Source organism: Alkalihalobacillus bogoriensis ATCC BAA-922 (genome assembly GCF_000621445.1).
In the GTDB taxonomy this organism is placed as follows: domain Bacteria; phylum Bacillota; class Bacilli; order Bacillales; family Bacillaceae_F; genus Bacillus_AO; species Bacillus_AO bogoriense.
This window is the reverse complement of the sequence record NZ_KK211278.1, coordinates 171,457-183,832: the sequence shown is the minus strand read 5'-3', so window position 1 is coordinate 183,832 and position 12,376 is coordinate 171,457. Positions and strand designations below refer to the sequence as shown.

The following is a 12,376-nucleotide window of genomic DNA, read 5'->3' as shown; positions in this document are numbered from 1 at the left end:
TCCTCCACACTAACTTTTAAATGTATGTATATAACAGCGTTCTCCATCAACAATTTCTTCCTTTTCCTCATACACAATCTCTAACTCTTGGAAAAGCTTTTTCCAGAAAGATACTGCCGAAACATTCTCACACAATTCGATAATAAAGTAGCTTCCTTTGTTTTCTTTAAAAATCTCCTCTACTGCTTGTCGACCAAATCCTTTTCTCTTATATTGATTCAAAATAAACATATCATTGATTCCGAAATCATGATCCTTTTTTAAAAATGGACGATGTAATAAAAGGAAAAAGCCGATGATTGTGTTCTCTTCCATAATAAAATAAGGGGTAATCCCTTCTATGGCCCAAAACAAGTCAATATCCTCATATTCAAATAAGCCATCGTTATTTATAGTCAGATGTGACGTAAAACTAGACAAGTCATGAAGGTAGAGAGAGTATAAATTCTTTAACACTTGTTTTTCCGATTCTAGCACCTTTTGAAGTATGATAGACATTTTTTTCACTCCTACTATTTTTTTCCTATTATACTAAAGGATCGGAATTTAAGCTAAAGTAAAAATAACAAAAAGCGAACCATCAAAGTCCGCTTATTTCCTCTTTATTCATTTATTGCTTTAGATTGCATTCCATTTTTACTCAATATTAAGCTTCCTGTCACAATAAAGGCCACTCCTAAAATAATCGAAAAAACAAAAAATAACTGGCCTCCACTAGTAGGAGAATCTTTCATCACAAAACTTCCAAGAAGCAACATTGTCGCTATACAAATCAGAAACGAAGGAAATCCTCGGTCCCACTTTTTTAGTGTGAAATACCCAATAAGAATCAAGAAATAAAGAAAACTTACCATCATAAGAAACGGAAATATTGGTTGATGTTTTGCTGCATAAACAAAGAAGTCAAATTGTGAAATTTGGCTTGATGACTGAATTTCTCCATGGACGTTTTGAGAAATAGGCGCTGAATATTTCCACTCCCATGGGTTGTCTAACAAGGCACTCCCTTCATACCAAGAAGCTACCGTAGCTACGACAAGCACACAAATTACACAAGCAAATTGAACAATTATTTTTATCAAAAAAAACACTCCTATAATGAACTTACATGTTGTTTAGTTTATTTTCTTAATGTCTACCGCATCTGCATGAGGGGGTAATGATGTTTCCATCCCATCACCTGCGATAATCTTCACTTTCTCTCCAACTTCGTATTGAGTAGTATCTTCTTTTACATAAAACCATATTAAATCTTCTAGATTTTCTTCATAGTCATCTATAGACCATTCTTCTACATTTACATCATTAACTACTAAAAGGCGATTATCCTTTATTTCTACTATATAACCCTCATACGTTTTTCCTAACGATTGATTATTAAAAAAGACAAAAATAAACAAAAAGAGAGAAAGGCAACTGACTAACAAAATAACATTATTTTTCTTTTCAACCGTTCCTCCTCCTTTTTGCATGTTTTTAAATTTATTATTCGATTTTTATAGCCAAAAAGGCAATAAGGATTTAGTCTCTGAATAAAGTTTTACAAATTATTAATAATTTCCAAAAGACCGAATACGCTTAAACCATCCGTACTTTTCCCTTGAAATCATTAACAGAAAGGGGATTTGATAGTATATCAAATCAAATGGAAGCTCAACTTTGGTTATTATGGATGTTGGCTAGTACTAGCATTAGTTTCTTTATATTCGATTGGAAAGTAACCATTGCTCTTTTTTTTCTGCTTTTCTCATGGCCATTTTTTGCTTCATTCAATATGAACTTTATGAAAAGCAAAGGTGAGGTTTCGTGCAAATCATGAGGAGACTCGCCTTTGCCTACAGTCAGGAAGTAGATTACCGATTTATCATTTCTCCGTATAGGGGAGGGCTCCAAAAATGGTTGCTTGTTCAAGTAAAATGTATCAGAAGGCTCGTTTTCATTTATATAAAACATGATAAAATAACTTTAATGATAAGGGGGGAATTTCAATGAAAATAATCTCCGTTTTGTTAATTCTCTTTGGAGTTATTTTAACGTTTTTAGGAGTTTTGCCTTATATTTTTAATAATCCGCATAGTGCCGGGCCCTATTCAGGCCCAGCAAACTATTGGGAATTACTCCTTATGATAGCTTATGACAGCAAGCCATGGTATATAATCATTGGTGTTTGTTTATTAATTTCTATGATATCCTCATTATTATTGAAACGAAGAAAATTGAATTTTTAACTTATATCATTGTTTATTGATTTTATTAGAGACGAGGAGTAAGGCATGAAACAAGGATTGCTACACCACATCGAATTGTATGTATCGAACTTAAAAACATCAACAACATTTTGGGGCTGGTTGCTAGAAGAATTAGGGTATTCGAAATACCAACAATGGGAACAAGGCCAAAGTTGGAAGCTACAAGATACATATATTGTTTTTGTTCAAACTGAGTCCAAATTTTTAGATATTCCGTACCACCGTTGTCGTGTTGGTCTCAATCATTTAGCGTTCCATGGTAAGTCACGCCAGCATATTGACGAGCTAACTGTAAAATTGATAGAGCGTGATGTACCTATATTATACGGCAATAAGCATCCTTTCGCAGGCGGCTACGACCATTATGCCGTCTATTTTGAAGACCCAGACCGAATAAAAGTTGAAGTTGTTGCCCCTAACGAATCATAATACGGCTTGTTCAAAATATGGAGGATTCTATGAAAAAAAATTAAAGTGGACGCTTCCTCTCGCTATTATCATAATTCTCGCACTACACCTCGGTACATTAAAGTCTTCCCCAATCCATAATGTTCCTGTACCGATTACAGCTAAACTCGAAACCAATCATAACGATACAGCATATACGTATTCCTATTACGGGATTAATAGACTTTATCTTAAGTTTATTGAAGGTCAAAGGGTGGCGAGAAAGGACCAAATGGGAGCGTTACACACCTTTGAAAAAGATGGAAACCGAGTTGGCATTATCACATTTCAAGATGGATTTAGTATTTCAGAAGAATGAAGCATGCGGACATCTGTTCCGTTATTCTTTATATACAGGTAGATGTTCGAAACTTAACGGACATACGTTCCGCTATTTTCCAATTCCAGCTCTCATTTTCACATTTTTTCGGCGATTAGCGGAACATATGTCCGAAAGCCTTTGAAAAAGCTATGGAAATTGGAAAATAGCGGAATCAGTGTCCGTAAATAAGCGACTATGAGCTTTATCATCCCATAGTCGCTTATCCAACGTTGATCGACTATTCTCGTCAATTGAAAAAAGAATAATACAAAACTCCTGCCATCGCAAATAGAGCAAATGCAAATACAATAGACTTCTTATAGGCTTTAAGAAATGATTTCATCCCACTGCCCTTTTCTTCTGTTACCGTCAATTCAGCTGCTAACCATAAAACAGCCAATATCGCCATTCCAATCCCAATCAACCATGTCATAGAAACCACCACCCTTTCATAGTCTCAGGATTCTCGAATAAAAAATAACCTACAACAACAAGGAGTAATAAACCTTGTAATACCATTCCAATCAAGCTGCATATTAAGCCAATAACCGCCGTCTGAGAGATACCTTCCTTTCTCTCTTGTATAACCATCATCACCTTTTTTGAGCTCCTTACCCCAATGATGCCAAAAATCAAGCCGAAGAAAGGAACGGTCATCGCTAATACACCACTAGCTATTGGAAACAACGGATTTTTTTTCGGTTTCACTTTGGCCATTCTCTATCCCTCCCCTAACCATACTGTTACTCGATAATATCAATCAATTGTTGATGAACTTCAACAAAATGGTTTTGAAGAAAGTGATCCAACTTCCCATCTAATTGATAATACTCTCCGTCTACTTTCTCAAGAATCGAATAAAAGGCATTTTCTTCAATTTCACCGTTCTCTAATGCGTTATATTTTTCCCAAAGCGCTATCATGTACTTTTTTTCAATAGCGGCATATTCAACCGCTCCTATTTTTTCAAGTAAAGCCGTTATTTTGCCACTATATTGTAAAATTCCCATCATATCAATTGTTTCTGAAAACCAAGTAAATAAGCTTTCGTGCCCTCCACTTTCGAGCTCTGAATAATATTGATACAATAAATATGTATCATTACCAACTATGGAATCAGAAGGGTATTCATATTCAGTCATTACTGTAATCACTGCATTCCAAATTTCATTAGAATCTTGTAAATCCGACTTTTTCATTTGAGGTTTCACTTTAATCGTCCTTTCATCCATACCTTAATGATTGTATTTATTCCGATTTATATATTGAAAGAGAAGATAAATGAGATACACTGGTATCCCGACAAAAATAAGCAAAAAACCAAAAAGAATAAACCATTGAATTATGACTTCCATATTACACCTCACAATCTATACGTTTAACTAGCGCTCTGCTACCAATGTGACAACGACAATTTCAGGTCTATTAAAAATTCGAAGTGGAATAATACTATTTCCTAGTCCACGATTGACAATCATGGTGGACTGATTAATTGTAAACATTCCTGCATCATATGTCGGTAAAAATCCTTGATTAGGAGCAACGAGTCCTCCGATAAATGGAAAGCGAACTTGTCCACCATGGGCATGACCCGAAAAAATGAGGTCGATCTCATATTGCGCATAAGTGGAAAACAACTCAGGGCGATGAGCTAATAACATCGTAAAGTTAGTGTTGTTTTTATTATCATCCAGTAACTCATGAAGTATTATATTGGATTCTTCTTCCGTAGCAAACGCTGCTGGGTCATCAATTCCAAAAAGAACGATTTCTTCCCCATTCCTTTTTATTACTTCTCTCTCATTTCGTAATACATGAACACCAGCAGCTAGCAATCCTTCTTCTAAACTACTATATTTCCCTGACCACCACTCATGATTTCCTGTGACAAAATAAACAGGCGCAATGGCTACTAATTGAGCCATTAACGAAAGACTCGCTTGTTCATCATATTTTTTAGAATCTACAAGATCACCAGTGAACACAATGAGATCTGGATTCTCTTTTTCCACTTTTTTAATAAGCTTTTTTTGCTCTTGACCAAACCATTTGCTATGGAGATCGGATAATTGGACAATCTTATACTGGTCAAACATTGTTGGTATATTATCAAATTGAATTGTATATTCTGTCGTTTCAACCGCATTATTTTGCACATAAAAAAAGATACCAATGAAACAAACGAGAACAAAACAATAAATAATCCATTTCTTCTTCTTTCCCTTTTTCATGCATTCAGCTCCATCTCAAAATACACTGTTTCGTTTACTATATTACCATTTATTTGCTATAAAGTAGATTGAAAAAACATGTAAAAAAGCCATAGTTTATAGAAACTATGACTTTTCCAAGGAAATATAAGTAAATTTACTTAGTTACAATGACATATTGTCGTTCTCTGAACGCAAATCGTTCACTAAGCTCGTGATATAGGCGTTTTTCGTTCAATCGGTATGTCCCTATATCATTTTTATATGTTAATGTTCGTAAATTAACAATAATACTTAATGAGTCTTTTCTACTTTTTTCTTCTTCTCCGTCTAGGCAAGTATACATTTCAATCCTCTCACCATGACTTAAGAACCTATCTAACTCTTGAAACAAAGATTTATAACCTTCCCTCGTGTCTTTACAAGACAAATAATATACAAAAGGATGTTGAAATTGTGTTCGAATATTATGGTCTTCGTCAACTTCATGGGCACCAATTTGTTGTTGGAAATCTTCTTCTGTCTCATAATAACGAACGGGAATTTTCACTTTTGGTGAATATTTGTTTTTCTTTTCTTTGTAAAACTCGATTTTGAAATTCAGTTCTGATAAATCGTCAACGTATATCGTTTTCCCGCGGTCTTCGAAAGTATCAGAAAGAATCGGAGTGCTAGTCGCAATAAAATGATACACCGTCATCCAAATTCCCCCTTTCATACATACCATTAACGGAACCCATGTCCATAAGAGGAAGTTGCTGTCGAGATTAAGAATCGTCAACAGCAACCATCTTGTTATTCTTCAATTAAATAAACGTATTTATTACCTAAGCGGTCAGTGAATATCAACTCATAGTCGAAATACTCATCTTGACTCATATCCTTTTTATAAATAATGTCCGTTACTTTATTTTTAGCAATAGAGTACGTCTTTGTAAATACCTCATAGTCATCCCAATATCGATATGCCGTTAGTTTTAACGTCACATTTTCTGACGTTTTAACTTTATAAAGCAATTCATTTGGGACAGACCAACTATTTGGTCGTTTTAGTTGATAGCTCTTCTCGAGTAACCACTTAGGGTCATCACTATTAGAGAACTCTCCTGTTACTTTTGTTGTCTTTCCTCCGTGTAACGGTTTTGCTTGTATTTCATATGTGTATCCATCAAAGTACCATTCTCTATACCAATCAGCCACTCCATCCCATATAAACTGATTAATACCTTTATTCATTTGTTGATCTGATTGAACTGTATAAACTTCCTCACCATAATAATCATAAATCTTGATTGTGACTAAAGCTGCGTCTGAAAGCTCATAGAACACTTGTGCAGAAGAATAATAACCCGAATCATCATAATGAACTACATCCGGTGCCGTAATAGTGATATTTGTAAAAGCAACTGTGATATTTCTAGTTCGTTCTACTTGCTGCCCATATTTATCAACGACTTTAATCGTATAACGATAAACGCCATCGGCAACATCTTGGCCTTGAGCATTTTTACCGTTCCAAACCACTTGGTGTGCTCCTTTAGATTTTGACACATTGGTTTCAAGCTCACGAACTAATGTGGACCCATTATGAATTTGAATCGTTACTTTCCCTGCTTTTCCAAGTTGGTAAGGAATCGTTAATGATGTTCCTTTGTTAACAAATTCAAGGTCCGTTGATTTTGTTATGGTCGGTTTTGACCAATCTTGCACCGTTACATTCGAGCTTCTGACGGTTTTCGTATTGCCATATTTATCTTTAATTTCAAACAAATAACGATACGTTCCTTCACTGACTCGCTTGTTTTTATCATCTTTTCCATCCCAGTTAAATGTACGATTTTTTGGTTTATACAATTTATTATTTGATAGTTGGCGGATTTTTGTTCCTTTATCGTTAATGATAAATGTACTAACATATAAATTTTCAGTAAACTCTAATGTTGCTTTATGATTATTATCACCGGTTGATTTAAATGTCGTCGAGCTAAGTTTGGCCTTACCATCTACTTTAGAATCAATGACAACCTTGATTGATTTTGTGCTTTTTAAATTATTCGTTGATTTCGAAGTGAATTTAATCGTATACGTTCCATCTTTAACGACATTTCCTTTTGAATTTTTGCCGTTCCATGTAACAGAGCGTTTCCCACCGTTTAGAGATTTGTTATTCAGAATAGTTCTAACCACATTTCCGTTTGCATCATATACTTTTGCTGTAACCGTTGCTTTTCGATTAAGCTCAAATGAAAGTTTGACGTCATTTTTGACTTTGGGTGAAAATCCATATGACGATTTAGAAAATGTTAGAATTGGCGGTGCCTTGTCTACAACCTTCACTTTTTTTGTCTTTGTATTTGTAAATTTGCCATTGGACATTTTTACTTCAATGACATAATTTCCATTTGCATAAATTCCATTATCAAGTTTTCCATCCCATGAAAAAGATTGCTTTCCACCAGATGATGCTCGATTCGTCATAAATTTTTTAACGATTTTTCCATTTGAATCTTTTAGTCGGACAGTAATATTTGCTTGTCCATTCGTTGTAAATGAAATATTGAAGTTGTTTGTTCCTTTTGCCGTAAATGTCGCGTTCGGTGTTTTAATGGATGTTAATGGAACACGGGTATTCGCTATTGCTTTTTGCGCATCCACGCGACCATATCCATAAAATTGATCCCAGCCTGGAGCCCCTAAGTCCTTTGCTGATTTGCTCATAATGTCATAGACCTCATGAGGTGATAAATACGGATTTCTTGACTTAATTAACGCGGCTACCCCACTTACAACTGGAGCAGCCATCGATGTCCCGTCAAAATTCCCATATTTCCCATTTATCTTTGTAGAATAGATCGATTGTCCAGGAGCGGAAACATCTATATAATTACCATAATTTGAAAAAGAGGTGATCACATCATTTTTATTTGTTGCGGAAACAGCGACAACACTTCCATGTGCTGCTGGATACATCGGTCGACTCGTATCACTATTCCCAGAAGCAGCGATAACAAGTACTCCTTTTGATAGCGCATAACTTGTATAGTAATCTACGATATAGCTATAATACGGACTACCTAAACTCAAATTGATGATATCTGCCCCATTATCAACAGCATATTCAATTCCAGCAGCGACAAAATCAGCTGTTGTTCCGTTACCATAAAACACATTAATCGGCATAATCTTTACATTTGGTGCTACACCTGTTACACCTTTGCCATCCATCTTTGCTCCAATAATACCGGCCACATGTGTTCCGTGGTCTTCTGCTATTAATGACTTCCGATTATAGACGACATCATATGGCTTTACAATTTTGCCTTTAAATTCTGGATGACTTGTTTGGATCCCGGTATCAATGACAGCAACCGTGATTTTGGAAGAGCCTTTTGTTATATCCCATGCTTTTGGCATTTGTATTTTTTTCAAATACCATTGCTTACTATATCCCGGATCTTTTGGTGTTACTAGATGCTCTAATTGAATACTAGGTTCTACAAACTCAACTATCTCTTCTTGTAGTAACAATTCAATTACATCATCCATGTCAAGCTGTTTTGGCAATGTTAGTGTAGAAAACTGACCTAATTCTAAGTACAGAATTTCTTTAGCTCCTGTTTTCTTTATCAATTCTTCTCTTTGCTGTTCTGATGTCTTATCTAAAAATTTCACAATCAGTTCTTGTTCTTTATAAATACCCTCTTCTTCAAAATATTCCAATACTTCTTCTTGCGTTAGTTCCGGTTCGTCTTGTATATCTTCTCCAAATTCAGCAAACCCGATTGAAACCGGATAAACCATAAATAAAACGAAAAAAAGCCATAATCGCACTTGTTTCATTTGCTATTCTCCTCTTTATCAAAAACTAGTAGTAAGAATATTATATAGTCAAATAGTCCTCTTTAACAGAATTATTTTTCAAGACTGACCATTTACTGCCAGCTAATAATAGAAAACGAGAATTTTCACTGTACTGACTATAAATCGTATATAATAAAACAAAGAGATTAGATAGAAAGAGGGACGTCAATGTACACATTATATTGTAGAATGTATCAGAGAATCTTAAAGTTTATCAGTTCCTTTTTAACTTGGCGACAACCACATTTAATCGAAGGTGACAATTGTCTCTATGAAATTGTCCCGCTATTAAAGGATAAAAAGTTTCGGTGTGTTTTCATTGTTTCTGATAAAGGGATTACTACACTTGGGTTACTCGCTCCATTATGCGAATCTTTAAAGAACGAAAACATTCATTATATTATATATGACGATGTTATTCCTAACCCAACTATTGAAACAATTGAAAACGCCGTCAAAATGTATCGCGACCATCATTGTGAAGCGATTATTGCCTTTGGAGGGGGATCTCCGATCGATTGTGCGAAAGCGGTTGGTGCTAGAATCGCAAAGCCCCAAAAAACGATCCAGCAAATGAAAGGACAATTGAAGATTCGGAAAGAAACTCCCTTTCTTGTTTCCGTTCCAACAACAGCAGGGACAGGAAGTGAAGCTACTCTTGCAGCAGTTGTTTCAAACCGTGACACACAAGAAAAATATGCAATTAATGATCATACCTTAATTCCAGATGTCGCCGTACTTGACCCCGTTCTTACGATTAATCTTCCTCCCGATATTACAGCAGCTACAGGTATGGACGCGTTAACACATGCGGTTGAAGCTTTTATTGGAAAAGGAAATACAAATGAAACAACAGAATATAGTCGAGACGCCGTGCAGCTCATTTTTGAAAATTTATATGAGGCATACTCAAACGGTTCCAACCTTGTGGCTCGTCAAAATATGCAAAAAGCTTCTTATTTAGCAGGACTAGCGTTTACTCGTGCCTATGTCGGCAACGTTCATGCGATAGCACATCAGCTCGGAGGATTTTATTCGTACCCTCATGGTTTAGCGAACGCCATCATCTTGCCTCATGTGTTAGAAAAATACGGTGAGTCCGTTCACAAGTCGTTAGCCGAATTAGCGGAACTCATTGGCATTAAACAATCCTATATTACAACCGAGGAAAAGGCTGCAGCGTTTATTGAAGAAATAAAGAAGCTAAATACAATGATGGAAATTCCGAGTCAAGTCAATTGTATAGTAGAAAGCGATATTCCATTAATGGTAAAACGAGCATTACAGGAAGCCAATCCACTCTATCCCGTTCCACAAATATTTACTAGAAAAGATATGACTGAGCTATATTATCAAATTAAAGAATAGGTATTTACTCAATTCTATCGGACATATATTCCGTTACTTCTATAGAAATGGCTTCTTTTACCGTTAAAGTAGAAAATCTGAACGTCTTTATCACTAAAATCATGAAGTAACGGAACAGATGTCCGAACGAGATGAAAAAAGGGCCTCCATTCACAAAATAGCGGAATATATGTCCGATACGTCCCCTCCCTCCCGTAACATGACGAGACGTGAAAAGCCCCAAACCGTGGAGCATTTGGGGGCTTTTATCATTTAAGAAAGCATTCGCTTTTCTCCTTCTATGTCTTGAATCGGACTTATATTTTGTGTAAACTCAAGCGTTCCCATATACTTCCCGTTTTCATCACGGACCGCAAAATAACGGATGTATACAAATTTATCTTTAAATTGAATCCAAAAATCCTCACTATCTTTCACACCAGACTTAAAATCAATAAGTAATTGTTCAACAAGATGAACACTTTTTGGAGGGTGACAATTTTGAACGGTTCTGCCAATTACGGCTTTCGTTCTAGCAAAAATTCGCTCTTTTCCATGAGAGAAGTACCGAACGACATCATCTTGATCAATAAAGGTGATATCAATTGGTAAATGGTTCATTATAGCCTCTAGTTGTTTTACCGAGACATTTCCCGTTTCGAACTGAATCATGCCTTCTGCCCATTTGCTTTCTTGCACTTCTTTTCGCTCCGGTTTCCACTCGACAGTAGGAGATGTTAAGCAATACCCAATCTCATCACTTTCATAAGCAATCTTTACCCATTCATCTTCTGTCAACGTGTTTAATGCCATCGGAAACAATATATTTTCCTCTTTAAAAATCATCTCAACCGTTTCTCTCATTACATAATCTAAATCATCTAACACCGCCTGTTTGTTGCCATCATAATGAAGTAATTTTTTCTTTACTTCCTTAATACCAGCTCGAATCATATCATCTACGCCCCACATGACTTTTGTTGGTCCATAGATTCCGTACTTTTCTAAATAAGGAAACAGTAAATTTTCTTTGCGACTGTAATGTTTATCCACATCAAGTAGTAAATTTAAATCTTCAATGAGTTTCCACCTAGCTTCATCAGTAGCTTCTTTTTCAAATTTTTCATAATGGAGCTTGAGCTTGAAATTGACCAGATAATCAATCTCTTTATTTTCTAATTTAAACGTATGGACCGGATGTCCCGGCGGTTCTTCGTCCTGTGTGTTTCTATGAATATCATCAATCGACCCTTTAAAAATTGAGGCATGAACAGAACAAAGGCGTTGAACTTCTTCAACTGGAATCCCTTCTTCTTCCATTAGCGCTTGCTCAAGCTTTGATATTTCTTCAACCGTTATATTTCCTACAGCTTCCTCAAACTGAGCTTTCACTTCATCAACGCTTCTCCCATCATGAAGGTCCTTCATGATTTTTTTTAACATGTCTTTTCGATTCAGTTCTTTTCCCTCTTCTTGTTCGCGATTATTAATGATTTCACTCATTGTCCTTCCCCTCCCTTTCCATAAAACCATGTGCTTTCATTGTTTCTTTCACTCGGTCAAATGGGATTCCTTTCATCCGACATCCTTTTGGGATTGTCATCACTCGACCAGCTGTTTGTAACATCCCTGGTTTTGTAATTTGGTCAAAACCAAGCTCGTGCAAAATTGCGATGATTTCAGGATAGTGTATCGTTAATTCATAAACAGACTGATTATAATCAATCGTTTTCATTTCAATCACCTCTATCAATGATATTCATTCTCAATAACAATGTAACAGAAAGTCATCTTTTTGTTTGTGAGCTGTATCACACTATAAAAGAGGAAATTAAAATGTAGATATTGTGATTTATTTCACATCATTAAGCATGAGAAATTGATATGCTTTTTGTAGAAACAATATATTATTTAAATTTATCAATCTACTGGAGGCCAGA

At 35.6% G+C, this 12,376-nt stretch carries 15 protein-coding genes; 4 read left to right on the top strand and 11 right to left on the bottom strand.

The features are described from left to right. Nucleotides 1-9: 9 nt before the first annotated feature. From T323_RS0119430 to T323_RS0119420, 3 genes are all read right to left on the bottom strand, one after another. Complete coding sequence (locus T323_RS0119430; RefSeq protein ID WP_026674769.1) at nt 10-498, bottom strand: GNAT family N-acetyltransferase; 489 nt, start codon at nt 496-498, stop codon at nt 10-12. A 104-nt stretch (nt 499-602) separates the two neighbouring features. After that, nucleotides 603-1,082 (bottom strand): YjdJ family protein, encoded by a 480-nt coding sequence (locus T323_RS27175; protein ID WP_051556626.1) that lies wholly within the window; start codon nt 1,080-1,082, stop codon nt 603-605. A gap of 33 nt (nt 1,083-1,115) precedes the next feature. After that, nucleotides 1,116-1,472 (bottom strand): DUF3221 domain-containing protein, encoded by a 357-nt coding sequence (locus T323_RS0119420; RefSeq protein ID WP_084309334.1) that lies wholly within the window; start codon nt 1,470-1,472, stop codon nt 1,116-1,118. A 516-nt stretch (nt 1,473-1,988) separates the two neighbouring features. Between T323_RS0119420 and T323_RS0119405 the strand changes: the two genes are divergently transcribed. Genes T323_RS0119405 through T323_RS0119395 form a run of 3 tightly spaced genes read left to right on the top strand, consistent with a single transcriptional unit; the run spans nt 1,989 to nt 3,015 of the window. After that, nucleotides 1,989-2,228 carry an LPXTG cell wall anchor domain-containing protein gene (locus tag T323_RS0119405; protein ID WP_026674766.1) on the top strand — a complete coding sequence of 80 codons (240 nt, stop codon included), beginning with the start codon at nt 1,989-1,991 and terminating at the stop codon, nt 2,226-2,228. A gap of 45 nt (nt 2,229-2,273) precedes the next feature. After that, complete coding sequence (locus T323_RS0119400; protein WP_026674765.1) at nt 2,274-2,678, top strand: VOC family protein; 405 nt, start codon at nt 2,274-2,276, stop codon at nt 2,676-2,678. After that, nucleotides 2,659-3,015, top strand: a complete 357-nt coding sequence (locus tag T323_RS0119395) for a hypothetical protein (protein ID WP_026674764.1) — start codon at nt 2,659-2,661, stop codon at nt 3,013-3,015. Before T323_RS0119400 ends, T323_RS0119395 begins: the two co-directional genes overlap by 20 nt. 250 nt (nt 3,016-3,265) lie before the next feature. On the opposite strand, the gene T323_RS0119390 is transcribed toward T323_RS0119395, so the two are convergent. From T323_RS0119390 to T323_RS28125, 6 genes are all read right to left on the bottom strand, one after another. Further along, nucleotides 3,266-3,451: a hypothetical protein gene (locus tag T323_RS0119390; RefSeq protein ID WP_026674763.1), complete on the bottom strand. Its 186-nt coding sequence runs from the start codon at nt 3,449-3,451 to the stop codon at nt 3,266-3,268. Continuing rightward, complete coding sequence (locus T323_RS27170) at nt 3,448-3,735, bottom strand: hypothetical protein (RefSeq protein WP_051556625.1); 288 nt, start codon at nt 3,733-3,735, stop codon at nt 3,448-3,450. The genes T323_RS0119390 and T323_RS27170 overlap by 4 nt, the downstream gene beginning before the upstream one ends. 26 nt (nt 3,736-3,761) lie before the next feature. Continuing rightward, entirely contained in the window at nt 3,762-4,229 is a 468-nt protein-coding gene (locus T323_RS0119380) for a DMP19 family protein (RefSeq protein ID WP_026674762.1), read from the bottom strand. Nucleotides 4,230-4,400: 171 nt separating this feature from the next. Beyond that, complete coding sequence (locus T323_RS0119375) at nt 4,401-5,249, bottom strand: metallophosphoesterase (RefSeq protein WP_026674761.1); 849 nt, start codon at nt 5,247-5,249, stop codon at nt 4,401-4,403. Nucleotides 5,250-5,385: 136 nt separating this feature from the next. Further along, nucleotides 5,386-5,928, bottom strand: coding sequence for a hypothetical protein (locus T323_RS28130; RefSeq protein ID WP_051556624.1), 543 nt, complete (start codon nt 5,926-5,928; stop codon nt 5,386-5,388). A gap of 95 nt (nt 5,929-6,023) precedes the next feature. Then, nucleotides 6,024-9,068, bottom strand: a complete 3,045-nt coding sequence (locus T323_RS28125) for a S8 family serine peptidase (RefSeq protein WP_051556623.1) — start codon at nt 9,066-9,068, stop codon at nt 6,024-6,026. Nucleotides 9,069-9,257: 189 nt separating this feature from the next. Between T323_RS28125 and T323_RS0119360 the strand changes: the two genes are divergently transcribed. Then, the gene (locus T323_RS0119360) at nt 9,258-10,457 is read left to right on the top strand and encodes an iron-containing alcohol dehydrogenase (RefSeq protein ID WP_026674760.1); all 1,200 of its coding nucleotides are present in this window, start codon (nt 9,258-9,260) and stop codon (nt 10,455-10,457) included. A 252-nt stretch (nt 10,458-10,709) separates the two neighbouring features. Here T323_RS0119360 and T323_RS0119355 read toward each other — a convergent pair whose 3' ends face one another. Continuing rightward, nucleotides 10,710-11,939 (bottom strand): DUF438 domain-containing protein, encoded by a 1,230-nt coding sequence (locus T323_RS0119355; protein ID WP_026674759.1) that lies wholly within the window; start codon nt 11,937-11,939, stop codon nt 10,710-10,712. Further along, nucleotides 11,932-12,171, bottom strand: a complete 240-nt coding sequence (locus T323_RS0119350) for a DUF1858 domain-containing protein (RefSeq protein WP_035179334.1) — start codon at nt 12,169-12,171, stop codon at nt 11,932-11,934. Before T323_RS0119350 ends, T323_RS0119355 begins: the two co-directional genes overlap by 8 nt. Nucleotides 12,172-12,376: the final 205 nt, after the last annotated feature.

What these genes read in the sequence shown, in the direction of transcription:
- T323_RS0119430 (WP_026674769.1), bottom strand. Translation starts at nt 498, where the DNA reads ATGTCTATCATACTTCAAAAGGTGCTAGAATCGGAAAAACAAGTGTTA.
- T323_RS0119420 (WP_084309334.1), bottom strand. Translation starts at nt 1,472, where the DNA reads ATGCAAAAAGGAGGAGGAACGGTTGAAAAGAAAAATAATGTTATTTTG.
- T323_RS0119405 (WP_026674766.1), top strand. Translation starts at nt 1,989, where the DNA reads ATGAAAATAATCTCCGTTTTGTTAATTCTCTTTGGAGTTATTTTAACG.
- T323_RS0119400 (WP_026674765.1), top strand. Translation starts at nt 2,274, where the DNA reads ATGAAACAAGGATTGCTACACCACATCGAATTGTATGTATCGAACTTA.
- T323_RS0119390 (WP_026674763.1), bottom strand. Translation starts at nt 3,451, where the DNA reads ATGACATGGTTGATTGGGATTGGAATGGCGATATTGGCTGTTTTATGG.
- T323_RS27170 (WP_051556625.1), bottom strand. Translation starts at nt 3,735, where the DNA reads ATGGCCAAAGTGAAACCGAAAAAAAATCCGTTGTTTCCAATAGCTAGT.
- T323_RS0119375 (WP_026674761.1), bottom strand. Translation starts at nt 5,249, where the DNA reads ATGAAAAAGGGAAAGAAGAAGAAATGGATTATTTATTGTTTTGTTCTC.
- T323_RS28130 (WP_051556624.1), bottom strand. Translation starts at nt 5,928, where the DNA reads ATGACGGTGTATCATTTTATTGCGACTAGCACTCCGATTCTTTCTGAT.
- T323_RS28125 (WP_051556623.1), bottom strand. Translation starts at nt 9,068, where the DNA reads ATGAAACAAGTGCGATTATGGCTTTTTTTCGTTTTATTTATGGTTTAT.
- T323_RS0119360 (WP_026674760.1), top strand. Translation starts at nt 9,258, where the DNA reads ATGTACACATTATATTGTAGAATGTATCAGAGAATCTTAAAGTTTATC.
- T323_RS0119355 (WP_026674759.1), bottom strand. Translation starts at nt 11,939, where the DNA reads ATGAGTGAAATCATTAATAATCGCGAACAAGAAGAGGGAAAAGAACTG.
- T323_RS0119350 (WP_035179334.1), bottom strand. Translation starts at nt 12,171, where the DNA reads ATGAAAACGATTGATTATAATCAGTCTGTTTATGAATTAACGATACAC.